We start from the raw sequence: 26,677 nt of genomic DNA, 5'->3' as shown, positions 1-26,677 counted from the left end.
CTGGTTTCATGGCCCGTCGCCGAAACTCCCGTCACTCACTTCGTTCGTTGTGGTCAAACAGTCGGCGACAGTCAGTTCACGAAGCGTGCTGCGCACGCGGGCCATGAAACCAGCCAGCTCCGGCGCCCCCTCCTTATTGGCGCTCCACAGCCTCCCCGCACGCGCCTTGTGCCACCGCCCTGCCTTTTGGGAGGTGACAAGCGAACAAGTGAAGGTTGATCCCCGGGTTGTCGCACGGGCTACGCGCCAAGGACCCATCGGCCATCTGGGCGCGCGATACCGCCATCTGCAAATCACGACCCGGACAACTCTCCACTGACGCGCAGCAGTCTCTTTGAGAAGACTGCCGATCGTTCGCACTGCCGCGATGGACTCAGGGAGATCGACCATGAAGAGTTGTCCGACCGCCGTGCACCTCGTCTACAACCACGCCAGAACCCATGACTTGACGATGAGCCGCTATGTAGCGTCCGATCCCGCCGGGCTGGCAGGCAGCATCGGAACCTACACCTACGTCGAGAACAACCCACTGAGCCTCATTGACCCCAATGGCCTCAAGAGCAGTGATCGCCCGTCCGAGAGCCTGTGCATGCTGATGGGGCACAACCCGGTGGCATGCCAGCAGGTTCCCCAGAACATTCCGCTTCCCATGACGGAAGCGCAGCGGCGCCACAACAGTTGCATGGCCAACTGCATGCTTGGGCAGATGGCCATGTGCAGCGCCTTCTCCTTTGGCGGCGCCCAGCTCGGCACCGTGGCCGGCGCATTGCTGAGTGTTCCTTCAGGCGGCGCCGTCGCACCTGCCACCATTCCCATGGGCGCTCGCGCGGGTTGGGTCGGAGGTCAGGCGATTTGCCGCGCAGCCGTCGATTGCGAAGAGAAGTGCAAGCTCTGCGAGGCGGCGATTCCGTGAACACCGCTTGTCCCAGCTGTGGCGCCGCACAGCCCCTCGCCAGAATCCTGGGAGCGTTGGCGGGCCGTATTGACGCGCGCTGCCAGTCCTGCGGGAAGGCCTATTCGATCCGCGTGCGTGAACGAGAAGGTGGGCACTACATCGATCTCGATGTCGCGATCATCGGCACGCTTTGCACGGTGTTCGTTCGCAGCACGACACTGTGGCTATTGGTTCTGGCGGCATGCATCGTATTGATGGCGGTCCGAAGGCTGAGGCTGGAACCTCGCGAGACCTGACAAGTGAAGGTGGATCCCCGGATGTCACCCGGGCTACGCAGCCCGGATGCAGCGCAGCGGAATCCGGGGATCAACGGTCACTTCAATCAGCCCCCAAACACAAGCCGCCCGCGTGGTGCGGCTGGGGGTGGGCTGTGGGGGCGATTTCTGGGGTGACGAAGAAGATCGGCTTCGGGGGTGGCGGGCGCAGCCCGCTTCGTAGACCGACTCATCGGCACTGTCTGACCACAACGAACGAAGTGAGTGGAGGGAGTTTGCCGATGCACCCCCGAAGCCGATCTTCTTCGTGGAGTCGGCCCCTGGGCCGACCGCTCCAGCATGAGCCCCCAGCCCCTCCCGCCACCCGCCGCGCCGAGCCCGCGCCAGCAATGTTTCAATCATGAACAGCAAGCCGCAACAAGAAATCCAGCGTTAACCGGCCAAGCCTCCAATCCACGCCGCGGGCTGCAGTCGACAGCCCCGACACCAGGAGACAACACGATGCAAGCCACCCTCCGCGCCACCGCGCTGGCCGCGACCCTGTGCCTGAGCGCGTTCGGCGTCCAGGCCGTCACGCTGAAGATCTCGTGCGGCGCCGTCGGGCTCGAATTCCAGCTCTGCAAGGAAGAGTCCGACGCCTGGGCCCAGAAGACCGGCAACGAGGTGCAGGTCATCAACGCGCCCAATGACTCGAACGAGCGCCTCGCGCTGTACCAGCAGATCCTCGGCAGCGGCTCCGACAAGATCGACATCTACCAGATCGACGTCGTCTGGCCCGGCCTGCTCGCCAGCCACCTGATCGACCTGAAGCCCTACACCAAGGGCGCCGAGAAAGAACACTTCCCGGCCATCGTCGCGAACAACACCGTCGGCGACAAGCTGGTCGCGATGCCGTGGTTCACCGACGCCGGGCTGCTGTTCTACCGCAAGGACCTGCTCGAGAAATACAAGGTCTCGCCGCCCACCACCTGGGACGCGCTGGCCGCCGCCGCCAAGAAGATCCAGGACGGCGAACGCGCCGCTGGCAACCCGAAGATGTGGGGCTTCGTCTGGCAAGGCCGCGCCTACGAAGGCCTGAGCTGCAACGCGACCGAATGGCTCGCGAGCTTCGGCGGCGGTGCCATCGTCGAGACCAACGGCAAGGTCTCGGTCAACAACGCCAACGCGATCAAGGCGCTGCAGACCGCCGCCAGCTGGGTCGGCACCATCACGCCGAAAGCGGTGCTCAATTACGCCGAGGAAGACAGCCGCGGCGTGTTCCAGTCGGGCAACGCGGTGTTCCTGCGCAACTGGCCCTACGTCTGGGCGCTCGCGCACAAGCCCGACAGCCAGATCGCCGGCAAGGTCGGGGTGATGCCACTGCCCGCCGGCGGCACGGGAGGCCGCAGCGCCGCGACGCTCGGCGGCTGGCAGCTCTCGGTCTCGAAGTACTCGAAGAACCAGGCCATCGCCGCCGACCTGGTGAACTACCTCGTCAGCGCCGCGGTGCAGAAAGACCGCGCGATCAAGGCCTCGTACAACCCGACGCTGCCGGCCCTCTACAAGGACGCCGACGTGATGAAGGCCAACCCCTTCATGGCCGAACTCGGCAGCACCTTCGCCGCGGCCGTCAGCCGCCCGTCGACGGTGACGGCCGCGCAGTACAACCAGGTCAGCAACCTGTTCTGGAACGCCGCGCACGACGTGCTCTCCGGCAAGACCAAGGCGCCGCAGGCGGTGGCCGACCTCGACAAGCAACTCAACAAGCTCGCCCCCGCCGACAAATGGAACTGAAGGGCACCGGCCTGCAGCGCGCGCGGCGCGTGCAGGCCTGGTGGCTGGTGCTGCCGACGCTCGCGGTGCTGGCGGCGGTGGCCGGCTGGCCGCTCGCGCGCACGATCTTCTTCAGCCTGACCGATGCGAAGCTGTCGGCGCTCGGCACGCAGCGCTTCGTCGGGCTCGACAACTACCTCGGCGAGCGCTTCGGCGAAGGCGGCGTGCTGTTCGATCCCGAGTGGTGGGCCTCGGTCGGCAACACGCTGCTGTTCACCGTGAGCTCGGTGCTGCTCGAAACGCTGCTGGGGCTGGGCATCGCGCTGTTGCTGAACCACCCGTCGCGGCTGCGCACGCTGCTGCGCGCCGCGGTGCTGGTGCCGTGGGCGATCCCGACCGTGGTGTCGGCCAAGATGTGGACCTGGATGCTGCACGACCAGTTCGGCATCATCAACACCGCGCTGGTCGCTGCGGGCCTCGCCAGCGAGCCGCTCGCGTGGACGGCCGACCCGTCGCTCTCGTTCGTCACGATCGTGATGGTCGACGTCTGGAAGACCACGCCCTTCATGGCGCTGCTGACGCTGGCCGCGCTGCAGATGGTGCCGCGCGACTGCCACGAGGCAGCGCAGATCGACGGCGCGTCGCCGTGGACGATCTTCACGCACATCACGCTGCCGCTGATCCTGCCGGCGATGCTGGTCGCGATGGTGTTCCGCGGCCTCGACGCGCTGCGCGTGTTCGACGTGATCTACGTGATGACCTCCAACAGCCGAGCGACCCGCAGCATGTCAGTCTACGTGCGCGAGCAGCTGATCGATTTCCAGAAGATCGGCGCGGGCTCGGCCGCGGCCACGCTGCTGTTCGCGACCATCGCGGTCGTCACGCTCGCCTGGCTGCTGGCGACGCGCTCGCGCATGCGGGAACTCGATTGATGCGCTCGCGGCAATCGCCCATCGCCACCACGCTGCGCCGCGCGGCCTCGCTGCTGGTCGTCTTCATCTCGCTGTTCCCGCTCGCGTACGCGATCGCCACTTCGTTCAAGCAGGGCAGCGACCTGTTCAGCGCGCAGTTCTGGCCGAGCCGCGCCGTCATCGGCAACTACGTGTCGCTGTTCCGCGACCAGCCCTTCGGCACCAACCTGCTGAATTCGACGCTGGTGGCCGGCGTGGTCGTCGCGCTGTCGCTGGGGCTCGCGCTGCTGTCGGCCTGGGCGCTCGGGCGGGTGCGCTTTCGGGGCCGGCAGGCGCTGATGCTGACCATCCTCGGCGTCTCGATGTTTCCGCACGTCGCGGTGCTGGCCGGGCTGTTCGAGCTGGTCAGCGCGCTCGGCCTGTACGACAGCCTGGCGGCGCTGATGCTGTCGGACCTGCTGTTCACGCTGCCCTTCACCGTGTGGGTGCTGACCACCTTCATGCGCGACCTGCCGAAGGAGATCGAAGAGGCCGCGCTGATGGACGGCGCCGGCGTGTTCACGATGATCTTCCGCGTCTTCCTGCCGATGCTGTGGCCGGCGCTGGTGGCGACCGGGCTGCTGGCCTTCATCGGCGCGTGGAACGAGTTCCTGTTCGCGCTGAGCTTCACGCTGTCGTCGACCGAGCGCACGGTGCCGGTCGCGATCGCGCTGATCTCGGGCGCCAGCAGCTACGAGCTGCCATGGGGGAACCTGATGGCGGCGTCGGTCATCGTCACGCTGCCGCTGATCGCACTGGTGCTGGCCTTCCAGCGCTACATCGTGTCCGGCCTCACGGCCGGCGCCGTCAAGGGATGAACATGAACCAGCACATCGATTGGTGGCGGCATGCCGTCGTCTACGAGGTCTACCCGCGCAGTTTCCAGGACAGCAACGGCGACGGCATCGGCGACCTCGACGGCATCACCGCGCGCCTGCCTTACCTGAAAGGCCTGGGCGTCGACGCGGTGTGGATCGCGCCGTTCTTCCGCAGCCCGATGCGCGACTTCGGCTACGACGTGTCGGACTATCTCGACGTCGACCCGATGTTCGGCACGATGCGCTCGTTCGAGACACTGGTGGAGTGCGCGCATTCGCTGGGGCTGCGCGTGATGATCGACCTGGTGCTCAGCCACAGCTCCGACCAGCACCCGTGGTTCGCCGCGAGCCGCGCCGACCGCAGCAACCTGCAGGCCGACTGGTACGTGTGGGCCGATGCGAAGCCCGACGGCACGCCGCCGAACAACTGGCTGAGCATCTTCGGCGGTTCGGCCTGGCAATGGGACACGCGGCGCGAGCAGTACTACCTGCACAACTTCCTGGCGAGCCAGCCCGACCTGAACTTCCACACGCCGGCCGTGCAGGACGCGCTGCTCGAGGTGGCGCGCTTCTGGCTGGTGCGTGGTGTCGACGGCTTCCGGCTCGACACCGTCAACTTCTACACGCACGACCGCCAGCTGCGCAACAACCCGCCGCAGCCGCGGGGCCAGTTCGCGGGTGCGGCGCACCGCAGCAACCCGTATGCGTGGCAGCGCCATTTGCACGACAAGACGCAGCCGGAGAACCTGGTCTTCATCGAGCGGTTGCGCGCGTTGTGCGAGGGCTTCCCCGGTTCGGTGCTGCTCGGCGAGATCGGCGACGATCAGCAGTACAAGACGCTGGCCGAGTACACCGCCGGAGACAAGCGCCTGCAGATGGCCTACGTGTTCCGGCTGCTGGAGCGCGCCTGTTCGGCGCGGCACCTGGCCGGCGTGCTGGAGGAGTACCTGCGCGACGCGAGCCGCTCGCGGGTGTGCTGGTCGGTCGGCAACCACGACGTGGAGCGCGTCGCGTCGCGCTGGTCGGCCTGGGGCGCGACCGCGCGCCAGCGCGCCGAGCTGGCCGCGGCGCTGCTGCTGTCGCTGCCCGGCGGCAAGTGCATCTACCAGGGCGAGGAACTCGGGCTGACCGAGGTCGACGTGCCGTTCGAGCAACTGCGCGACCCGTTCGGCATCACGATGTGGCCGCAGAAGATGGGCCGCGACGGCTGCCGCACGCCGATGCCGTGGACGCGCGCGCCGGGCGCCGGCTTCACGACCGGCACGCCGTGGCTGCCGATCGCCGACGAGCACCTGCCGCTGGCGGTGCGCGAGCAGGTGGGCGATGCGGGATCGCTGCATGCGTTCTACGTGGACTGGCTGGGCTGGCACCGCGGGGAGCGGCTGCTGCGCGACGGTGCGCTGCAGTTGCTGGCGCCGACCGACCAAGTACTGGCCTTCGAGCGCGTGGCGGGGGGTGAATCGCTGATCTGCGTGTTCAACCTCTCAGGCGAGCCGGCGGACTATCGGATCGACCGCAATGCGGTGGCGGTGGAAGGGCGGTCGATCGGGGCCCTGCTGGAAGGCGGGGAGGTGCGGCTGGAGCGGTGCGGGATGCTGTTTGCGCGGGTGAAAACAGCCGCCTAGTTGTTGCAAGCGCACCCACTCGGTGAATTGCAGGTCAGGTTCACTGCGATGCAGGAATCGCCGCAGGCCTTTCCCTCGGTACAGGTCTTGCAGCAGCCACTGTCGCTGCCGCCTCCACCGCAGCCCTGAATCGCCGGCACCGATGCCGACAACAGCAGACCGAGCACGCCCCAGCTCGCCGTCGCGCGCAACACCCGGCGAAGCGCGCTCATGGTTTGTCGGGATTCTTCGTCCCGTTCTTGCCGGTATCCGGATTGGTGTTGCCCTTGCTCGACCAGTTGTCGTGCTTGGACTTGTTCGGGTTCGTTGCGCGATGCGGCGCGACGTAGCTTCCACTCTTGGTGGTGTGACCCGCAACGTGGTGTGCGCCTCCCGAGCTGCTAGAACCTTTGTCTGAGCCCTTGGCGTCCACGCTCCCCGCTGCGAATGTGATGATCACGATCAGCGCGATTGCAATTCCTCGCATGGTTCTCCCCTCGTCGACCGTCTGAACGCGGTGACGCTGAAAGGTAGACCTTGGGTCTGCGCTCCGCCATCCACAAGGGGAAGGATGAAACACCGCAATCAGATGCCATTGTCGTGAACGCCTTCACTTCCTGGCAGGAGCGGTCTTCTTCGCCGCGAGTACCTTCATTGCCGGCGCTGCCTTCTTGGCCGCAGGTGCCTTCCTTGCAGCAGCCGATGGGGAGGCGCCCTGTCCGGACAGGGCCTTCATGCCCGCTTCGATGTACCGGCGGATAAGGTCGTTCTTGCTCGTGCGCGTGGAATAGGCCTCGTCACGCAGCTTGTCGTCGACGGAGGGACTCAGGTAGACGATTCGAAGAACCAGATTGGAGGAAGCCATGAGGAAATCGATCACGATCCGATCGCACGACACAGTTGCTCGAAGGTGCCGGCCTTGAACGTCGGCGGTGAGTCACCACTCGTACCTTTGCGTTGCGAGCGCATCGACCCAGTCGAGAATCCTGTAGTCGCGTCGGACAAGCTCTTCGATGAATTCGGAGAAGCTCTCTGAGAGCTTCGAGAAGACAGGCGCGGATCGTGAGAAAAAATAGATACACCCGCAAATGTCGAAACCGTAGAAGTTACCCAGAGTGTCCTGAGCGAACAGCGCGCCGCCTTTCAGTTCACCGCTCTCTATGGCAACGAACCACTCCTCACGGAAGCTGAGGTCCTCATCAATATCTCCGTAGCCAAGCGCCAGGATCCAGCGACGAAGATCACCTGGCATGGCGACCCCGATTTTTCGTTCGACGGCTTCGAGCTCATCGAGAGAAGTTGCTCTGTAGGGTGTGAACATGGGCTTCTGCCGAAAGAATTTCTTTCGACTGGCTGAATGCACCGTCTTCGTGAGCGTGTCCAAGTCCATCTTCAGTTCTCGCATACGCATTCATTCCGAGCGGCAGAAGCCCCTCCGTACACCGCGGCACCGGGTGTGTAGGGCATGCGGTTTGGCAGCCTCCGCCAAGCGGGCCACGTCTTGTAGGAACCGCCGACATTCGCAGCCGTTGCGTCCATCAGGTCATGGAGGTCTGGTCTCGTGCCTGTGGTTGGAATGTAGTCGCCATTGGCCCTGTTGCCCGCCCTGCTCCACCAGCTTCCTCGCCTCCAACTTGCCGGCGTTGCCGAATGCGAGAAATTACTCCAGTTCATCGGACTGGCCTGCCTCGCGAATGACCTCGTCCCTGCGACGTAACCTGTCGACATCGCGGCGACGAAGCCCGCCACCTCGCCAGCCGTGTACCACTTCGAGCATCGATTGACGTCCTCGATGCCAAGGAGGTTTCGAGCCTGCATCGTCACTCCGAACGTCACGACGTCACCGAAGCCGCCACCAAAGTCGACCAACCCCTGCGAGGGAGACCATCCGCCGGTGCCAGCGTAAACAGCTCCCCATACATCGTCCATCCCGAAGAGACCATAAAAGTCGACATACATCAGTGGGTTGCCGTTCACGTAGCCATACGTCGATGAGCTTCCACCTGCCAGTCCGATCGGATCGCTTTGCGTGTACCGCGCGCTCGTGGGGTCGTAGTATCGATTCCAGTTGTAGAACAGCCCACTCTCGGCATCCGCCACCTGTCCCGGGAAGCGAAGGCTGAACGCGAGTGGGCCACGTCCGCCCGGATCCACGACCGGCGCGGTCGTGCCGAACGGCTCGGCCAGCCACAGCCAGCGGATCGCGCCACTGGTGTCGAGCACCGCCCGCGGCGCGTTCAGGTGATCGGCGTGGATGTGGAACACCAGCGGCGGGCCGTTCGCATCTGCCGGGTTCGGCATGAACACCGCGATGGGCACGTCTTGCAACCACACGTACTCGCGGATCGCCTTGCCCTCGTGGTCATACTCGCCGAGCAACTGGCCCTGTTGGTCGTAGACGTAGATCACCGTGCTCTGCGGTCCCGTGCTGCTTACCTTGCGGATGCGCAGGCCCATCGCGTTGTAGGTGTAGGTCGTCGTGATGCCACCCTTGGTCAGCGTCGCGAGCCGGCCGGCCATGTCGTAGGTCGCCGTGTAGCCCGCGCTGTCGCTCGTCGTGTTGCCGGCGTCGTCGTGGACCAGGTTGCGCGCCGGGTTCGTCACGCCGCTCAGCCGGTTGCTCGTCGGCGCGGTGTCGTAGCGGCTGGGGATGCCGTCGAGGCTCACGCTCGCGCGGTTGCTGTTCGGGTCATAGGCGATCGACCAACTGGTCGTCGCGGTCACCACGCTCGTGAGCCGGTCAAGCTCGTCGTAGCCGAACTGCTGGTCGAGCGCCGGTTGCAACGTGCCGTCGAGTTGCTGATGCGTGAACGCGGCAATTCGGTCCTGCGCGTCATAGCGAACATCGCGCAGCAACTGGCCGATCGGGTAGCGCGTCATGCGCCCGCTGAGGTCGAACGTGCGCTCGTGCGGCACGGGTCCACCGCTCCTGTGCCATTGCCAGCCGTCGATGCCCATGCCGAACGGCGCCCACTTGACGGCGCTGATCAACGGTGACGGCTCGGCCGTCTCATTGGGTGCCAGCGCCATCGCTGTCACGTCTCCGCGGTGGAGCGTGATGTGCAGCTTGTGGCCTGACGGATAGACGATGCTGCGGACGCGCCCGCCGGACGCATACCCGTAGCGCACGGTGTGCGTGACGCTGGCCGCGTTGGCGCCACTGGCCGCATCGAGGACCTGCATGTCCGTCAGCAGGTCGCCGAGCGGTGCGTAGCTGTAGCGGCTGCCACCGCCCGCATGGCTCGTGCTGCTGAGCCGTCCGATCGTGTAGGTGAATCCCGGCCCCTGCTCGTCATAGCGGAACTGCGTTGGCGGCTCGCTGCGCCCACCTTGGCTGCGTGTCACGCTGGTCAGCACAGCCCCTGCGTCATAGGTGTAGCGCGTCAGCACGCCGCGGCTGTCGAGCGCGGTCTGCACCAGATCGCTCCCGGGCACGTAAGTGAACTCCGTCGTCCCGGAATCGGGGCTCACGATCTTCGCCACATGGCCCAGGCCCGTGCGCTCGTAGAGCGTCTCCAGTCCGCGCGGGTCGGTCACCTTGTTGATGTAGGGCGTCATGCCCCAGTACCCGAAGCGAATCGAGCCCTGCTTCGCATCGGTGATCGAGGTGATCCGGTAGACGCTGTCGTAGGTGATCGAGGTGCTGTCGCCGCTCGCGCCACGAAGGATCTTCGTGACGTGCCCCATCGCGTCGTACTCGTAGCGCGTCGTCGGCGACGGCGACACCGGTGGCGGTGTCTGCGCCGCCGCAACAGGCGAGAGGCAACAGAGAAAGGAACAGCCGATCACGGCCCGCAGGCCGGCGCACGCATGCTTCATGAAAGACCCTCCCTGGTCTTGTCGTTCAGATGCGGCGCAGTCTAGAAATCCAGCCCGATGCGGGTCAACCGGTCCATCTGTCCGGTTGACCACGCTCACACCTCACAACTCACAGATGCATCTTCAGCCCCACGAAGAACGTCCGCGGGCTGCCCAGGAAGTAGCGCCCCGAGGTCAGCGGGCTCGACGTCGTCAGCTCCTGCCCCAGCCCACCCAGGTAGTGCTCGTTGAACAGGTTGTCGACGTTGAAGGTCAGCTCGGCCTTCGCGATCGCGCCGAACAGGTTGCCGGGCAGCTTGTAGCCGGCCGACAGCCCGACCAGCGTGTACGCCGGCATGGTCTCGCGCGCATACGTCACGTTGCCGGCGGTGTCGCGCACGTCGAATGAGCCCGCTGCCTCGCCGACGTACTTCACGTTGACCGCCGCACGCCACAGGTCGGTGCGCCAGCTCGCCTCGGCGAACGCGCTGTGCCGCGCCACGCCCAGCACCGGGTCGCCGCCGCGGATGTTCTCGAACGGCGTGTCCTCGGTGTAGTGCGCGTCGTTGTACTCGTAGTTCGCGTACAGCTCGAGCGCGCCGAACAGCGCGCGCCCCGTCACGTCGAAGCCGCGCGAGCTGATGCCGCCCTGGTTCTGGAAGGTCGTCGTCGCGTCGCGCGAGAAGATGTCGCCGTTCGGGTTGCCGTTCTGGATCGAGATGCGGTCGCGGTAGTCGATGTCGTACAGCTGCACCGTCAGGCCCGCCGTACGGCCGATCCAGCGCACGCCCAGGTCCTTGTTGATCGAGGTCTCGGGCTTGATGCCGTTCTTCGAATCCACCGCCGCGGTGCCCTCGAACACCGAATCCGGAATCGCGCTGAAGTTCTTCGACCCGCTCGCGAACACCTCCCACTCCTTGCCGATGCGGTACAGCGCCGCCACCTTCGGCAGCAGCTTGCTGTTCACGCTCAGCTCGCGCGTGCCGTTGAACTCCACCGGCGAGCGGTAGGTTTCGGTGAAGCTCTGGTAGGTCGCGCCCAGGTCCAGTTCCATGCGGTCGTCGAGCAGGCTCATGCGGTCCTGTGCATATGCCATCGACGAGTGCGAGCGGTAGTTGCGGTCCTGCGTGATCGAGTACAGGCCGCTGTCGGCATAGTCCCCGCTGCGCGCCGGGTCGCTGGCCATGTACCAGTTGCGCGTCTTCGTGCGGTCGATGTGCTCGTACCAGGCACCGACGCGCAGCGTGTGGATGTCGGCCAGCACCGTGCTGGCCTCGGCCAGCGTGCCGGTGCGGTCGGTCTCGTAGCCGCCGCGCCGCGTGCTCGCCTCGCGCGCGCCCCAGGCGCTCTGGTCGTTCATCGCATAGGCCGCCGCGGCCGGGCAGCCGGCCGCCTTCAGCGTGGCCGCCGTGACGCCGGTCGGGAAAGCCACCGCCGGCAGCTTGATCAGCGAACCGTCCGGGTTGCGCTGATACTGGTTCGCGTAGCACTCCTGCACCGTGGCGACCGGCCCCTTGTCGGTCGCACCGACCGGGCTGTAGAGCTGGCCGTTCGCCGGCAGCTGCTTGTACGGCACGTAGAACCAGCCGTTGCCCTCCTGGTGGTGGTAGTACGGCTTCAGCGTCAGCGTGGTCAGCTCGTTCAGCTTCAGCGTGCCGTCGACGTGCGCGAACAGCTCCTTGCTGTCGATGCCGCGCGTGCGGCGGTAGTTCTGGTCCTTCGCCGGGTCGCCGGTCCACTGGTCGGTCAGCCCGTCGGATTCCGGGTTCGTCTCGAAGTTGGACTTGTAGCCGGTGCTGCGCGCGCTCAGCGCGACCGCGTCGTAGTCGTTGCTCGACATGTCGTTGTAGCTGACGGTCGCGCGCAGGCTCGATCCGCCGTCGAACTGCTGCAGCACGCGCAGGTCGAAGTGATCGCGGCTGCTGCGGCCCGACTGGTCGCCGGGCCAGGTGTGGATGTAGTCGTGCGCGGCATCCACGTAGGCCGTCAGCCCCTGCGCGATCTCGCCGGTGTCGAAGCGCACGAAGCCGCGCCGGTAGCCGTAGTTGCCGGCCGACAGCTCGATGTCGACACCGCGCAGGCGCGCCGGGTCGCGGGTCTGGAAGTCGATGAAGCCGCCCAGCGCCTGGTTCGACGGCGTGCCGATCTCGCCGGCCGTCTGCGACACGTTGACGCGCGACAGGTTCGACGGGTCCAGCAGCCGGATCGGCATCGAACCGCCGTTCGACAGCGTCGAGCCGTTCGGGATGCCGTCGATCGACAGCCCGATCTGCTCCTTCGTCATGCCGCGCATCGACAGCCGCGTCGAGAAGCTGCCGCCCACCGCATCGCCCGAGCCCACCTGCAGACCGGGCACGCGCGACAGCAGCTTCAGCGGGTCCAGCCCGTGCGGCTGCTCCTGGATCGCGCGCTGGTCGATCACGGTGTTGGCCCGCGCCTCGCCCTTGCCGAGGGAGGCGCCGATGATCATCTGCGTCGGCAGCTGCTGCGGCTCGGCGGCCGGCTTCTGCGCCGCCTCGGTCTTCTCAGTCTCCGGCGCCGCCGGTTCGGCCGCCGTCTGCGCCATCGCCGGGCACGCGGCCGCCAGCACCGCCGCTGCGATCATCGAGAGTCGAACGCTCGGAAAACTTGCCATGGAATACCTCTTCTGAACGGTTGATACAGATTTCGTCAGTCAGGCGGTCATTGTGTTAGTGGTACGTACCACTAGTCAATCCGGCGCCAGAACGGTCGGCATCTTGTCAGGCATGTGTGACAGTTTGGGGACTGCTTTCAACCAGAGAACTTGACTCGTGGTACGTACCACGACTAGGATTCCTGAAAAATTCAGAGAGGAAACCCACGATGCCCGCCACGAAGCCCCCTGCCCCGCCGGCCGACAGCGCCGCCGCACCGCGTTACCGCTGGCTGGCCGACGAGCTGCTGCAGACCATCGAGCGCGGCAGCTTCGCCGACAACCAGGCGCTGCCGTCCGAGCGCGAGCTGGCCGAGACCTACGAAGTGAGTCGCGACACCGTCCGCAAGGCGGTGCGCTACCTGGAGGAGCGCGGCGTGCTGTACAGCGACCACGGCCGCGGCACCTTCGTCGAGCCGTCGATCGTGCGCAACATGTCGCGCTTCCTCGACAGCTTCTCGGTCGACACCGCGGCGCGCGGCGGGCTGCCGGGCCAGAAGGTGCTGGCGATCGAGCCGGCCGCGGCGTCGATGGCGGTCGCCGGGCTGCTGGGCCTGCGCCCGGGCGAAGCCCTGCTGCGCATCAAGCGCACGCGGCTGATCAACGGCCAGCCGGTCGGCCTGCAGGATGCCTTGCTGCCAGCCAGCATTGGCCAGGGCATCGACCGCGCGGCGCTGGAGGCCGCCGGCTCGCTGTACCGGCTGCTGCAAGAGAAAGGCATCGTGCCGGCCGAGGCGATCGAGAACCTGACCGCCGCCGCCGCCGACAGCGAAGACGCCGAGCTGCTCGGCGTGCCGCGCGGCACGCCACTGCTGGTGTGCGAGCGCGTCACGCTGTCCGAGCGCCGCGAGCCGATCGAGTACTGCCTGATGAAGTACGTGCCGAGCTACCGCTACAGCACGCGCATCAACCGGCACAGCAACGCGCTCTGAGCCGCAGCATGCCCGCCTTGCCGATGCCCGCCGCCCGGTGGCGCCGCGTGCTCGCCGGCCTGGCCGTCGCCGCGGCGCTGCTGCTGCTCGCGCAGTGGCGGCCCGGCGTCGCACGGCCGGCGGCGGGCACCGCAGCGCCCACCCGCGTCGCGCTGTTTGTCAACGGCACCCTCGGCGACCAGAGCTTCTACGACGCCGCCGCGCGCGGGCTGCGCCAGGCGCACGACACACTCGGCATCGACACCCGCGCGGTCGAGGGCGGCGGCGACCCGACGCGCTGGGAATCGGCCTTCGTCGACCTGGTCGATGGCGGCGACTTCGACGTCATCGTCACGGGCACCTTCACGATGACGCCGCTGGTGCAGAAGCTCGCGCCGCTCTACCCGAAGCTGCGCTTCATCGTGTTCGATGCGGCGGTCGACCGCGCGCAGTGCCGCTGCGACAACGTCTACTCGGTGCTGTTCCGGCAGAACGAGGGCGCCTACCTCGCCGGGTACCTCGCCACGCGGCTCGGCGCCACGGCCGGCGGCGCGGCACCCACCGTCGGCGTGGTCGGCGGCATGCAGATCCCGGTGATCGACGACTTCATCGTCGGCTTCACCGCCGGCGCGCAGGCGGCCGATCCGCGCACCCGCGTGCTGCGCCAGTACGTCAATTCGTTCACCGACCCGGCCACCGGCAAGGAGATCGCGAAGGCCTTGTATGCCCAGGGCGCCGGCACGGTGTTCCAGGCCGCCGGTGGTTCGGGCCAGGGCGTGATCGAGGCTGCCGCCGAGGCCGGCCGCTGGGCGATCGGCGTCGATGCCGATCAGTACCTGATGTACAGCCACTCGAACCCGCAGCGCGCCGCGGCGATCGCGACCTCGGTGCTGAAGCAGGTCGACGTCGCGATCCTGCGCGCGCTGACGCTCGACCGCCGCCACGCGCTGCCCTACGGCCACACCGAATCGCTCGGGCTCGCGAGCCGCGGCATCGGCCTCGCGCGCAGCGCGCCGGTGCTGGCGCAGGCCTCGCCGGCGCTGCTGGCCGAGCTCGATCGCGTCGAGCAGTCCATCGTCAGCGGGCAGGTTCGCGTGCCGTCGGCCTTCAATTCGCCCGCGAGCGCGCCATGAACGACGCCGTGCCGATGCTGCAGCTCGACGGCCTCGTCAAGCGCTACCCGAACGGCGTGCTCGCGGCCGACGGCGTCTCGTTCGAGGTGCAGCGCGGCGAGGTGCATGCACTGGTCGGCGAAAACGGCGCCGGCAAGTCGACCGTGATCAAGATGCTGTACGGGCTGGAGTCGCCCGACCAGGGCGTGCTGACGGTCGACGGCACCGAACGCCGCTTCGCCTCGCCGCGCGCTGCGATCGCCTGCGGCATCGGCCTGGTGCCGCAGCACCTGCAGCTGTTCGGCTCGCTGACGGTGGCCGAGAACGTCGTGCTCGGCGCCGAACCGCTGCGCCACGGCCTGCTCGACCGGCAGGCCGCCCGCCGCCGCGTGCAGGCGCTGGCCGCGCAGCATGGGCTGGAAGTCGACCCGCAGGCGCGCGTCGCCGGGCTGTCGGCCGGCGCGCAGCAGCGCGTCGAGATCCTGCGCGCGCTGCACCGCGGCGCGCGGCTGCTGCTGCTCGACGAGCCGACCGCGCTGCTGTCGCCGCAGGAGTGCGATGCGCTGTTCGCGTCGCTGCAGCAACTGGTACGTGCCGGCCTGTCCATCGTGCTGGTGACGCACAAGCTGGCCGAGGTGCAGCGCGTCGCGCAGCGCTTCACGGTGCTGCGCGCCGGCCGCGTCAGCGGGCGCGGCGAGTCGACCGGCACCGACGCGTCCGCGCTCGCGTCGATGATCGTCGGCGAGCCGCTGCCGGCGCTGCCGGTCGCGCGCGTCGATGCTCGCGGCCACGAGCCGCTGCTGCGCGTGCGCGGCCTGGCCCACGTGCCGCCGCACGGCCGGCCCGAGCTGCTGGACGCGAGCTTCGACGTCGCGCGCGGCGAGATCCTCGGCATCGCCGGCGTCGAAGGCAACGGCCAGAAGGCACTCGCCGAGGTGCTGAGCGGCCTGCTGCCGGCGAGCGCCGGGCGGGCCGACATCGACGGTCATCCGCTGATGCCAGGCGTGCGCCGCGCGCAGGCGATGGGCATCGGCTGCATCCCCGAGGACCGGCTGCACGGCGGCGTCGCGCCCACGCTGGACATCGCCGACAACAGCAGCTCGATCGACTACCACCGCCCGCCCGCGTCGCGCCGCGGCGTGCTTGACCTGGCCTTCATCCGCGCCCGCGCGCGCCGGCTGATCGACGCGTTCGGCGTGCGCGCACGCGATGAGCTGCAGCCGATCGGCATGCTGTCGGGCGGCAACATGCAGAAGGTCGTCGTCGGCCGCGAGCTCGACGCGCAACCGCGCCTGCTGCTCGCCTGCCAGCCGACGCGCGGCGTCGACATCGGCGCGGCCGACACGCTGCGCCGCGCGCTCGTTGGCCTGCGCGACGGCGGCGCGGCGGTGCTGCTGATCTCGGCCGATCTCGACGAGCTGCTCGCGCTGTCGGACCGCATCGCGGTGCTGTACGAGGGCCGCGTCGTCGCGCACTTCGCGGCCAACCAGGTGTCGGCGCGCGAGATCGGCCGCTACATGACCGGGCTGGCCGCCGACCGCCGCGGCAGCGCGGCGCTCGATGCGCCGTTCACCGATCCGAACGAGAGCCGCGCATGACGACACCTTCCGACGGCCTGCAGCGGCCGCCCGCCTGGCTCGCGATCGTGCTGGCGCTCGCGGTCGGCTTCGCGCTGACCTGCCTCGTCAGCCGCACGCCGGGCATCGCGTTCCATGCGCTGCTGACCGGCCCGATGCCGCAGCTGCGCTGGTCCGACGAGACCGGCTGGCAGCTGATGCGGCTGACGCGCGTCGGCGCCGTGATCGAGGACACGGTCACGCTGAGCCTGCTCGGCCTCGCGGTGCTGTTCGGTTTTCGCGCGCGCCAGTTCTCGATCGGCGCCGATGGCCAGTTCTTCCTCGGCGCGCTGGCGGCCACCTGGGTCGGGGTGCAGCTCGGCGGCTTTCCGCTGCTGGGCCTTCCGGTCGCGCTGATCGCCGCGCTGTCGGCCGGTTTCCTGTGGGGCGGCATCGCCGGCGTGCTGAAGGCGCGCTTCGGCGCGAGCGAGATCGTCACCACGCTGATGCTGAACCTGATCGCGGTGCAGCTGTTCCGCGCGGTCGTCACGCACGCCTTCCACGATGGCGGCATCGCCTACATCGCGACGCCGGCGGTGCCGACGCCCGCGCTGCTCGCGCCGCTGCTGCCGCGCACGCACGTGACGCTGCTGATCCTGCTGGTGCCGCTGGCCACCGCGCTGGCCGCCTGGCTGCTCGCCCGCACGACGCTCGGCTACGAGCTGCGCGTGGTCGGCGATGCACCGGCCTTCGCGGCGCAGACCGGCGTGCCGGTGGCGCGCACGGTCGCGCTGTCGATGGCGATCGGCGGCGCATTCGCCGGACTCGCCGGCTTCCACCTGTCGCACGGGCTGCTGAAGCGGCTGCCGGTCGACCTGAACCCCGGCCTCGGCTTCGAAGGCCTGGTGGTCGCGCTGCTGGCGCGCAACGAGCCGCGCGCGGTGCCGCTCGCGGCGCTGCTGTACGCCTACCTGAAGACCGGCGCGCAGGCGATGGAGCTGGCAAGCGATGTCTCGCGCGAGATGGTGCTGGTGATCCAGGCCTGCGTCGTGCTGCTGGTGGTGTCGCAGCGGCTGCTGCCTGCGTCGTGGCTGAAGTGGAAAGCAGCGCGATGAGCCTCGAGTCGACCTCCTTCGCGCTGGTCGCCGCCACGCTGGGTGCCGCGCTGCTGCGCGCCGCCGCGCCGATCATCCTCGCCGCACTTGGTGGCCTGGTCGCCGAGCTGGCCGGCGTCGTCAACGTCGCGCTCGAAGGGCTGATGCTGCTGGCCGCGTTCTTCGGCGTGATCGGCTCGACGTATGCGCTGCAGTGGCTGCCCGGCGCCGCGCCCTGGGTCGCGCCGCTCATCGGCCTGCTCGCAGGCCTCGCGGCGGCGGTGCTGGGCGCGCTGCTGCTCGCGGTGTTCCACCTCGAGTTCGGCGCCGACCTGATCGTCGCCGGCATCGGCATCAACCTGCTGGCCGCCGGCCTGACGGTGTTCCTGATGGTCACGCTGACAGGCGACAAGGGCTCCACCGCCACGCTCGCGAGTTCGGTGCAGCCGGTGCTGCACCTGCCGGGATTGCAGGGCTGGCCCGCGCTCGACACGCTGCTCAACGGCGACGGCCGCGGCGGCCACCCGCTGATGGTGTGGGTCGCGTTCGGTGCCGCCGCGCTGCTGTCGTTCGCGCTGTACCGCACGCGGCTCGGGCTGCGGCTGCGCGCGGTCGGCGAGAACCCGGTGGCCGCGCGTGCCGGCGGCGTGCCCGCGAAACGGCTGCAGTACCTCGCGCTCGCCGCCAGCGGCGTGCTCGCCGGCCTCGGCGGGCTGTACCTGTCGATGGGCTACCTGACGCTGTTCCAGGCCGAGATGTCGGCCGGGCGCGGCTTCCTCGCGCTGGCCGCCGTCTTCATGGGCGGGCGCCGCCCGCTCGGCACCGTGCTGGCCGCGCTGCTGTTCGGCGCGTCGTCGGTGCTCGCGACGCAGCTCTCGCTGTTCGACATTCCGAGCCAGGTGGTCTACATGGTGCCGCCGCTCGTCACGATCGTCGCGCTGGTGGTGTTCAGCCAGCGGCGCACTGCCGCGCAACGCCGCCTCGCCGCGGCGTCGCTTCATCAATGGCGCGCCACCCCGCCGGCCGCGCCGCAGGGAGTAACCACCACATGACCCACGCGCTGCACGAGCGCATCCTGGGCTCGCTGTGCCTCGCAGGCATGGGCGACGCCCTCGGAGCCCAGACCGAACAATGGACCATCGCCGAGATCGCCACCGCGCACGACGGCCTGGTGCGGCATTTCGGCGATCCGCCGCCCGACACCTTCGCCGGCGCCAACGGCGGCCGGCGCGCCGAGGTCACCGACGACGCCAGCCAGATGTATTACCTCGCGCGTGCACTGCTGCGCGCCGAAGGCCGGCTCGACCACGACGGCTGGGTCGCCTGCCTGCTCGACTGGGCCGCCACCAGCCCGAAGGCCGGCTTCATGGGACCGAGCACCGCGAACATCGTGAAGGCGCTGCAGAACGGTGACGACGTCTCGCGCGTCGGCGTGATCGGCAGCTCGTCGCGCAAGATGAGCACGGTCGGCAACACCAACGGCGCGGCGATGCGCGTCGCGCCCTGCGGGCTGGTGCACCCGGGCGACCTGCGCGCCGCCTGCGAGCTGGCCTTCGTGACCTGCCTGCCGTCGCACGACACCGATGTCGCGGTCTCGTCGGCCTGCGCCATCGCCGCGGGCGTCGCGCAGGCGCTGCTGCCGTGCTCGCTCGACGCGGTGCTGCAGGCCTGCATCGACGGCGCGCGCATCGGCGAGGAGATCGCCGCGCAGCGCGCACGCCGGGTGCCCGGCCCGCGCTTCGCGACGCGCTTGATGATGGCGCTGAACATCGCCGACCAGGCGCGCGCGGCCGGCGACGACCGCGCGTTCATGGTCGAGACCGAGCAGCAGGTCGGCAACTCGGTGCTGGCCGCCGAATCGGTGGCGGCCGCGATCGGCGTGCTGGCCTATGCCAACGCCGACCCGCTGCGCACCATCTCGCTGTGCGCGTCGATCGGCAACGACACCGATTCGATCGCGACGATGGCCGGCGCGATCGCCGGCGCGATGCACGGCCGCGACGCGCTGGTGCAGCCGCTGTACGGCGAGTTCCGCGCCGCCAATGACGGCGACTACGAGCTCGATGCGCTGGCCGCCGGCCTAGCGCGCATCGCCGGCGGGCCGGTGGGCCCATGAAGAAAGCGCCCGCCTCGCGCGGCATCGACCTGCTCGCCGTCGGCAACCCGTGCGTCGACCTGGTGATCGGCGCGCGCCGCCTGCCGCGCTGGGACGACAAGGCGCTCGGGCGGGCGCTCGGCGTCTACGCCGGCGGCACCGAATCGAACGTGGCCTGCGCCGCGAGCCGGCTCGGCTGGCGCAGCGCGGTGTTCGGCGAGGTCGGCGACGATCCGCATGCGCAACTGCTGATCGACGATTTCCAGCTGCACGGCGTGTCGACCGCGCACCTCGCGCAGCGCCGCGACACCGCGTCGGCGATGACGACGGTGTTCGTCAGCGGTGGCGGCGAGCGGGCGATCGTCTACGTGCCGATGAAGCGGCGCCGGGAGGCCTCGCCCGAGCAGCGCCCCGGCTTCATCGACGCGCTGGCCGACAGCCGCTGCGTCTACACGATGCCGTACGACGCCGAGGCCTTCGCGCGGCTCAGCACGGCGGCGCGCGCGGTCGGCACGCGGGTGGCGATCGACGTCGAGCGCGAGGTGGCCGGCGACCCGGTGACGCTGGCCGCGCTGCTGGCCGGCAGCGACGTGGCGTTCTTCAACGAATCGGGGTTCCTGTCGGCGAGCGGGCGCATCCCGTCGCGCGAGGCGCTGGGCGACATGCTGGCGGCCGGCGGGCCGCGCGTGATCGTCGTGAGCCTGGGCGCGCGCGGCGCGATCGCGGCGAGCGCCGACGACTGGGCGGTGCAGCCGGCCTGGCCGGTGCGCGTGATCGACACCACCGGCGCCGGCGACAGTTTCAATGCGGCCTTCCTGGTCGCGCGGCGGCGCTGGCGCAGCCTGGCCACCTGCCTCGCCTTCGCGTGCGCGGCGGCCAGCCGCACGGTGCAGGCCGTCGGTGCCCGCTCGGGGTTGGCGACACCGCAGAACATGGCGACGATGCTCGGCGCGGCGGCTGCGGCGCCGGCCGACGTGACCGACGAGGACTGCCCGTGTTGAGTCCGACGAACATGGACCCGACGAAGATCCTGCTCGATTGCGACCCCGGCATCGACGACGCACTCGCGCTGCTGATGGCCGCGGCCTCGCCGCAGCTGGACCTGCTGGGCGTCAGCTGCGTCGCCGGCAACCGGCCGGTGCACACGACCACGGCAAATGCCTGCGCGCTGCTGGAACTGGCCGGGCGCGGCGACGTGCCGGTGCATGCCGGCTGCGCGCGGCCGCTCGCGCTGCCCGAGGCACGGACCAACCTCGTCCATGGCGAGGACGGTCTCGGCGGCATCGCGTTCGCCGCCGGCCCCGCGCCACGCCAGGAGCACGCGGTCGATTTCCTCGCGAGGACGCTGCGCGACGAGCCCATCGGCACGCTGACGCTGATCGCGATCGGCCCGCTGACCAACCTCGCGATGGTCGAGATCCGCGAGCCCGGGTTGCTGCGGCGCGCGAAGGCGCTGCTGGTGATGGGCGGCGCGGCGTTCTGCCCCGGCAACGTGACGCCGGCGGCCGAGTTCAACTTCCATGCCGATGCGACGGCCGCGAGCGTGGTGCTGAACGCCGGCGCCGCGCTGACGCTGTTCGGGCTCGACGTCACGTCGCAGGCCGCGATGAGCGCCGACTGGATCGCGTCGCTCGGCCGCCTGCGCACGCGCGCCGGCCGCGCGGCGCACGCGATGCTCGCGGCCTACGCCTTCGAGGACCCGCTGCTGCACGACGCCTGCCCGGTGGCGTTCGCGCTCGCGCCGCAGCTGTTCGACTGCCGGCAGTTACACGCCGATGTCGAGCGCGCGCCCGGCCCCGACGAAGGCCGGCTGCGGCCCGACGCCGATGGTCACGGCCCCCGCTTCGAGCTTGCGACCGCGGTCGATCGCGAAGGCCTGCTCGAGCGGGTGCACGCGGAGATCGCGCGGCTCGCCTGATTCGTCAGGCATCGGCCCGGCCCTGCGCCTCGTCCCGGCGCGCGACCAGCGCCTGCTGCAGCACGATGTAGTTGGTGGCGGCGAAGCTGCCCAGCTTGTCGTACAGCGCGCGGCCCGAGCTCGCGGCCCGGTTGCCCGGCACGTAGCTGGGCTTGTCCTCGCCCTCGCCGGCCGGCAGCTCGGCGTAGTCGGCCTTGTCCAGGGGCCCGGCGCGCAGGTAGGCCTGCATGAAATTCTCGGCCGTGCGGCCTTCGCTGCGCCCGGAGATGCGGTGCGTCGGCACGAACTTGCCGTTCTGGTTGCGCATCGCGTAGTAGCCGTCCTTGCCGACGCCGATCACCACCGCTGGGTCCGGCTTCTTCTCCAACGGGTGCTTCAGCAAGTCGACCTTGTCATAGGTCTCGTTGATGTTCAGCCCGTCCGCCGGCACGCCCGAATCCTCGCCCACCGGCACCAGCTGGATCGGCGTGCGCAGCATGCTGGCCGTGGCCCAGGCCAGCATCTCGGTCTGCAGCGGCGTCTGCGGCGTGTCGTAGAGCTTGGCGCCCAGGTTCTCCTTCACGACCTCGCCCGCGTCCTGCCTGGTCTTCGCGGTGGCCGCGGCTTCGGCCTGTGCGCGCGGGTTGATGTACTCCCGCACGCCCGCGCCGTTCAGGCGGGTGTCGTAGAAGCCGCCCTTCTTGCGGAAATGCTCGTGGTGCAGGTTCTTCGTCGCCTCGTCGAGATGGTTGACGATCGGGTCGCTGTCGGCACCGCGCAGGATGGCCGCGTGGATCGCGTCCTTGGTGCTGCGCTTGGCGCTGTCGCCGGTGTACGGATGGCGCCACAGCGCCTGCAGGTCCGGCGTGCTGTCGAACTCCAGCGGCTTGCCGAGGAAGTAGTTCCGCGTCGCGTCGACGAACTTGAAGCCCCCGCGCGCCGGCGGATGCGCCGGATCGAAGGCCGCGAACTTGCCGGTCGCCGGGTCGTACAGCTTGTCGGCGCTGCCCGGTGTTTCGGTGAAGCGCATGAACTGCCCGGTCTCGGGGTGGATCATCAGCGTGCCGTCCTTCGGCGCCATGCCGGTGCCGTCGCGCAGGTACGGCAGGTGCTCGTCGAAGGCCTTCTCCAGCAGGTAGGTGTCCTGCTGCTCCATGTAGACCACCTGGCCGATGTCCTGCGGCGTCGCCTCGCCGCCGGCGCGCGGCGGCTTGCCGGCATTCGAATCCACGTGCTTGACGGTGAACACGCCGCCCGGCATCAGGATCACCTCGGCCTGCGCGAGGTCGCTCATCGTCGCGACGTTGACGCCGGTCTCCTCGACCAGGTCGAGCCGCTGGCTGCGGTCGCGCGGCGCGGCGCCGAAGCCGGAGATCGGCAGGTTGAATTGCGCGGCCACCTTGTCCGAGCCCGAGGCCGAGAAGATCTCGGTCAGCACGCCCTTGCTGCCGCCCGCGTGGAGCTCGCCGCTCGGCTCGGCCCCACCGGTCCCCGGCTTGTAGACGGCCTCGGTGACCACCGCGCGCAGCAGCTCGGCCGGGAACTTCTCGGCACGCGCGCAGCCGATGTTGGCGTACAGCGCCTCGATCGGATCGACCCGCTCGCGCTTCTCGCCCTTCACGTTGCCGGGCTTGTTCAGCACGTTGTACGGCACCTGCACGCCCGGCACGATGTTCAGGTACTGCGGCTCGCCGGTGACCGGCCAGCGCAGCGGGTAGTGGAAGAACTGCGACTCCACCGTGTAGTCGCGCACCGACTGGTCGATGCGCTTGCGCATCTCGGCGTCCAACACCGCCGGCTCGGTGATCACCGGGATGCGGCTCGCCGGCGCGCGGCCCTTCACGACGTCCTTCATGCCGGCGGCCTTGGTCATCGGCACGTGCTGCGGCATCGAATCGGCCTGCAGCCGGTTGGCGAAGGTGCCGACCCCCTTCGGCACCACGTCGAGCGGCACGCCCGGCTTGTGGACCGTGCCGTCGCGCAACGCGGCCGGCACGCCCAGCGTCGAAGTCTTGCCGGCCGCCAGTCGCGTGCGCTGCGCATAGTCGACGCTGGTGGGCTGCGGCAGCATCGCGCGCAGCGGCCCGCCCTGCTTGCCGGACAGGTCGAGCGAGCCGTCCGCTTCCGCCAGCGCGTTGTGGCGCCCTTGCAGCTGGGTGCTTTGCGCCTGCACGAACCGGCGCTGGGCCGGGCTGGCCTCGTCGAGGCTGTTGGTGGTCGGCGGCTTCGCGCCGGCCGACAGCACGGCGGTGCCGGCCGCGTGGGTCTGTGCGCCGAGGATGCGGGCGCCCTGCGCATCGCGGGTCGCCTGCAGGTGCTGCTCGCGCTCGTCGCGGCGCGCCACCGTGCCGTCGTCGGACAGGTCCTGCATCTGGATCGCACGGGCGACGCGGTTCGCGGGGATGCCGGCCTCCAGCGCGGCCGGGGTGTCGGGCGTGCCGGAGAACCAGGCGTGCAGCGGCTCGATCATCGAGCCGACGAGCGCGATGGTCGCGTCCAGGCTGCCGGCCATCAGGTCGACGCGGTTCAGCATCTGCTTCAGGTGCTCGCGCTTCTGGTCGGTGTTGCTGAAGAACTCGGTGTCGGCCTTGTCGCGCCCGCCCAGCAGCACCTGCTCGAGGTTGGCCCGCACGGTCGCGACGATGCCCTTGTCTTTCACCATCGCCTGCAGCGGCCCGGTGTCGCCGTCCATCAGCGCCGTCAGCGCGGTCTTCAACTGCGAGCCGAAGCGCTCGATCATGCGTTCGCGCGCGATCTGGTGGTCGAACGGGTTGGCGTTCTCGCCGAGGATGCCCTGCGAGTTCAGCAGCTGGGCGAAGACCGGCGCCAGCACCTGGTCGTACAGCCGCAGGTTGACGCGCGTGCGCGCCGCTTCGTTGAAATTGGTCAGCCGCCCGGCCTCGCCCGGCGGCTCGCTCATCACCATGCCGGTCACGCGCAGCATCATGTACTGCAGCGACTCCGCGCCGTCGATGATCATGTGCGCGTAGGGCCGCGCCTCAGGGCCGCCGATGTTGTCGCGCACCGTCTCCAGCACCGCCTTCAGCCCGGACGAGATCGCGAGCGTCGCGTGGTCCCAGCCGGTGCCCTCGCGCAATCCGAGCAGCTTCTGCACGCCGAGGTTGATCTCCAGCCGCGCCATTTCCTCGAGCGCCGTGCCGACCAGCGTGAGCGCGTTGCGCGCGACGTCGCTGCTCGGGTGCTGCCAGCCCTCGGGGATGGCCGGCAGGATCGCCTCCTTCAGCGCGGTGGCCAGCTCCTGCGCCAGCACGATCAGCGCGGTCGACCCGGCCAGCGTGCCGATCGAGGCCTTGCCGCTGCCGACGCCGGAGAAGCGCGTCGCGCCGTCGATGTGCACGCCGTCCTTGCCGCGCATCGCCTCGTCGGCCATCGCCGACAGCGCGGTGGTACCGAACTTCGCGAGCGCCAGCATCAGCACGTTGACCAGCCGCGCGCGGGCGCCGCCGCCCGGGCCCGCCAGGTTGGGCTTGTACAAGGCCAGTCGGCCGAAGGCCTGCGCCACGCCGTAGGCATCGTTCGTCTGGTTCACCAACGGACCGGCCTTCAGCGGCTCGCCGGTCGACAGCACCAGCTGCGGATCGGGCAGGCCGTCCGGCGTGCCGTGCCGGCCGGTGTAGTGCCCCTGGTACGAGTAGACGTTGACGTCGGCCTGCACGCGCCGCAGGTCGGTCGGTCCGTCTTCTGCGTCCTTCCGGTTGCCGATCGAGTCGAGGTCCATGCCGACGCCGAGCGCGCCCTTGTGGTCGCCGCCGCCCGGCCCGGCGGTGGTCTTCGCGAGCGACAGGCTCATACCCTTGTCGGTCAGCATCAGGTCGTGCACCGCGCCGTCCTCGGTGGTGATGCGGATCTTCGCGCCGGGCCGCAGCTTGTGCATCACGGTGTCGAGCTGGTCCGCGGTGCCCTGCGCGATCGCGTTGTCGCCATGGCCGGTGGCGGACTTCAGCAGCTGGCCCGCCGCCGTGCCGGCCCGCGAGACCGCGCCGCCCCTGGCGCCCGATTGCTCGTTGGCCGGCCCGATCAGCTGCCAACGCTTGATGCCCGACAGCTCGAACATCACCGGCCCGTCGACCAGCACCGGCGCCTTGTGGCCGGCCACCGTGTCGGCCATGATCGAATCCGGCCGCTCGACGCCGCCGTTGTTGTTCTTGAAGCCCATCAGGCGGTTCTCGACGCGGTTCCAGTCGAGCTGGTACAGCCGGGTGCCGTTCTTCAGCACCGGCCCGCAGCCCGGGCACAGCGCGTTCTCCGAATTGGCCCACGACACCTTCTTCGGGAACGGCGTCGGGTTCAGCGGCTTCGGCACCAGCACGTCGTCGGATTCCTTGTCGTCGCGCCGGAAGCTCAGGTCCGACTTGGCCGACAGCGCGAGCACCTCGCTGCGCAGCGGGGTCTCGAGCAGCGGGTCTTCCCACGGCTTGGTGCCGAGCGCCGTCTGCAGTTCCTTCTTCAGGTCCTTCAGGTGCTCGGTGGTCTGCGCGTCAGTGCGGGCATTGACCTCGTCGAGAACGCGCCTGAAGTCCTCGAACGGCACCGCGAAGTCGCCGTGGCCCTTGATGAAGTAGCGGTCCTCGCCGCCGATGTTCTGCTTCACGACGGCGAAACGCTCCGCGACCATGCTCTGGCCGTCCTTCGCCGGCACGATGAGCACGCCGTCGTGGTCGTTCAGGCCGTTCAACGCGAGGCCGGCCGACGCGGACGGTGCGTAGAAGGCGCCCGGCAGGGCCTTCAGGTTCGCGAGGCTCGTGCCGTAGTTCGCCCGGGCGATCTCGAACGGCGTCGGCGGCTCGCGCTCCGCCGAGGTGGCGCGGGACGACGCGAGCGAGGCCGCCTCGGTCCGGTGGGTGCGCCGCGTGCGATCGGCCTTCGAGACACGGCGCGTGTCGACCTTTCCTTCGAGCGGCGAGGTCGGCTTCGAGATGCCGTCATGGCCATCGTGGCTGCCGAGGGAGGGCTGCTTCGCGTGCGTCAGCGCAGGCGGCGACAGCGGGTCGGCAGGACGCTTGGACAGCTTGTCGGGGAGGGACGGGAAGGACATGGCGCGGTACTCCTTGCGTGGCCAATGCGGTCGTTGGACTGGAATGCCATCAGCGTAGGAATCCGGCGTACGGCAAAACGAAACCCGAGCGCTGTCATCGTCCAGCCACGCGAAGTTGCACACCCGCGGTGCTTGCAGGTTTCACGGAACTGTCATGCGGATTCGGGCTTCCATTTGCGCTAGCATCTGG

General features: G+C 69.2%; 19 protein-coding genes. 13 read left to right on the top strand and 6 right to left on the bottom strand.

What is annotated here, in order from left to right:
- Window positions 1-388: 388 nt before the first annotated feature.
- From BUE42_RS13220 to BUE42_RS13200, 5 genes are all read left to right on the top strand, one after another.
- Complete coding sequence (locus tag BUE42_RS13220; RefSeq protein WP_073465562.1) at window positions 389-913, top strand: RHS repeat domain-containing protein; 525 nt, start codon at window positions 389-391, stop codon at window positions 911-913.
- Window positions 914-1,671: 758 nt separating this feature from the next.
- Window positions 1,672-2,943: an ABC transporter substrate-binding protein gene (locus tag BUE42_RS13215; RefSeq protein ID WP_073465561.1), complete on the top strand. Its 1,272-nt coding sequence runs from the start codon at window positions 1,672-1,674 to the stop codon at window positions 2,941-2,943.
- Window positions 2,934-3,854 carry a carbohydrate ABC transporter permease gene (locus tag BUE42_RS13210; protein ID WP_073465560.1) on the top strand — a complete coding sequence of 307 codons (921 nt, stop codon included), beginning with the start codon at window positions 2,934-2,936 and terminating at the stop codon, window positions 3,852-3,854. Before BUE42_RS13215 ends, BUE42_RS13210 begins: the two co-directional genes overlap by 10 nt.
- Window positions 3,854-4,690: a carbohydrate ABC transporter permease gene (locus BUE42_RS13205; RefSeq protein WP_073465559.1), complete on the top strand. Its 837-nt coding sequence runs from the start codon at window positions 3,854-3,856 to the stop codon at window positions 4,688-4,690. Before BUE42_RS13210 ends, BUE42_RS13205 begins: the two co-directional genes overlap by 1 nt.
- 2 nt (window positions 4,691-4,692) lie before the next feature.
- The gene (locus BUE42_RS13200; RefSeq protein WP_073465579.1) at window positions 4,693-6,315 is read left to right on the top strand and encodes an alpha-glucosidase; all 1,623 of its coding nucleotides are present in this window, start codon (window positions 4,693-4,695) and stop codon (window positions 6,313-6,315) included.
- A 208-nt stretch (window positions 6,316-6,523) separates the two neighbouring features.
- Here the strand turns inward: BUE42_RS13200 and BUE42_RS13195 are convergent, their stop codons facing one another.
- The 5 genes from BUE42_RS13195 to BUE42_RS13175 form a co-directional block, all read right to left on the bottom strand.
- Complete coding sequence (locus BUE42_RS13195; RefSeq protein WP_073465558.1) at window positions 6,524-6,781, bottom strand: hypothetical protein; 258 nt, start codon at window positions 6,779-6,781, stop codon at window positions 6,524-6,526.
- A 123-nt stretch (window positions 6,782-6,904) separates the two neighbouring features.
- The gene (locus BUE42_RS13190) at window positions 6,905-7,174 is read right to left on the bottom strand and encodes a hypothetical protein (protein WP_143171475.1); all 270 of its coding nucleotides are present in this window, start codon (window positions 7,172-7,174) and stop codon (window positions 6,905-6,907) included.
- 57 nt (window positions 7,175-7,231) lie between these two features.
- Complete coding sequence (locus tag BUE42_RS13185; RefSeq protein WP_143171474.1) at window positions 7,232-7,678, bottom strand: SMI1/KNR4 family protein; 447 nt, start codon at window positions 7,676-7,678, stop codon at window positions 7,232-7,234.
- Window positions 7,679-7,686: 8 nt separating this feature from the next.
- Window positions 7,687-10,113: an RHS repeat domain-containing protein gene (locus BUE42_RS13180; protein WP_083614103.1), complete on the bottom strand. Its 2,427-nt coding sequence runs from the start codon at window positions 10,111-10,113 to the stop codon at window positions 7,687-7,689.
- 109 nt (window positions 10,114-10,222) lie between these two features.
- Entirely contained in the window at window positions 10,223-12,727 is a 2,505-nt protein-coding gene (locus BUE42_RS13175; RefSeq protein WP_083614102.1) for a TonB-dependent receptor domain-containing protein, read from the bottom strand.
- Window positions 12,728-12,936: 209 nt separating this feature from the next.
- Between BUE42_RS13175 and BUE42_RS13170 the strand changes: the two genes are divergently transcribed.
- Genes BUE42_RS13170 through BUE42_RS13135 form a run of 8 tightly spaced genes read left to right on the top strand, consistent with a single transcriptional unit; the run spans window position 12,937 to window position 21,452 of the window.
- Window positions 12,937-13,698, top strand: a complete 762-nt coding sequence (locus BUE42_RS13170; protein WP_073465553.1) for a GntR family transcriptional regulator — start codon at window positions 12,937-12,939, stop codon at window positions 13,696-13,698.
- Between the two features lie 8 nt (window positions 13,699-13,706).
- The gene (locus BUE42_RS13165; RefSeq protein WP_235002311.1) at window positions 13,707-14,810 is read left to right on the top strand and encodes a BMP family ABC transporter substrate-binding protein; all 1,104 of its coding nucleotides are present in this window, start codon (window positions 13,707-13,709) and stop codon (window positions 14,808-14,810) included.
- Entirely contained in the window at window positions 14,807-16,387 is a 1,581-nt protein-coding gene (locus BUE42_RS13160) for an ABC transporter ATP-binding protein (RefSeq protein ID WP_073465552.1), read from the top strand. Before BUE42_RS13165 ends, BUE42_RS13160 begins: the two co-directional genes overlap by 4 nt.
- Window positions 16,384-17,460 (top strand): ABC transporter permease, encoded by a 1,077-nt coding sequence (locus BUE42_RS13155; protein ID WP_073465551.1) that lies wholly within the window; start codon window positions 16,384-16,386, stop codon window positions 17,458-17,460. Before BUE42_RS13160 ends, BUE42_RS13155 begins: the two co-directional genes overlap by 4 nt.
- Window positions 17,457-18,491: an ABC transporter permease gene (locus tag BUE42_RS13150; RefSeq protein WP_073465550.1), complete on the top strand. Its 1,035-nt coding sequence runs from the start codon at window positions 17,457-17,459 to the stop codon at window positions 18,489-18,491. The genes BUE42_RS13155 and BUE42_RS13150 overlap by 4 nt, the downstream gene beginning before the upstream one ends.
- Complete coding sequence (locus tag BUE42_RS13145) at window positions 18,488-19,555, top strand: ADP-ribosylglycohydrolase family protein (RefSeq protein ID WP_073465577.1); 1,068 nt, start codon at window positions 18,488-18,490, stop codon at window positions 19,553-19,555. The genes BUE42_RS13150 and BUE42_RS13145 overlap by 4 nt, the downstream gene beginning before the upstream one ends.
- On the top strand, window positions 19,552-20,535 hold the full coding sequence (locus tag BUE42_RS13140) for a carbohydrate kinase family protein (RefSeq protein ID WP_073465549.1): 984 nt from the start codon (window positions 19,552-19,554) through the stop codon (window positions 20,533-20,535). Before BUE42_RS13145 ends, BUE42_RS13140 begins: the two co-directional genes overlap by 4 nt.
- Entirely contained in the window at window positions 20,529-21,452 is a 924-nt protein-coding gene (locus tag BUE42_RS13135; RefSeq protein WP_143171473.1) for a nucleoside hydrolase, read from the top strand. Before BUE42_RS13140 ends, BUE42_RS13135 begins: the two co-directional genes overlap by 7 nt.
- Window positions 21,453-21,456: 4 nt before the next feature.
- Here BUE42_RS13135 and BUE42_RS13130 read toward each other — a convergent pair whose 3' ends face one another.
- Window positions 21,457-26,487, bottom strand: a complete 5,031-nt coding sequence (locus tag BUE42_RS13130; protein WP_073465547.1) for a hypothetical protein — start codon at window positions 26,485-26,487, stop codon at window positions 21,457-21,459.
- Between the last annotated feature and the right edge of the window lie 190 nt (window positions 26,488-26,677).

Source organism: Rhizobacter sp. OV335, from assembly GCF_900142965.1.
GTDB lineage: Bacteria > Pseudomonadota > Gammaproteobacteria > Burkholderiales > Burkholderiaceae_C > Rhizobacter.
Note: the sequence above shows the minus strand (reverse complement) of the source record. Positions and strands in the feature narration are given on the sequence as shown.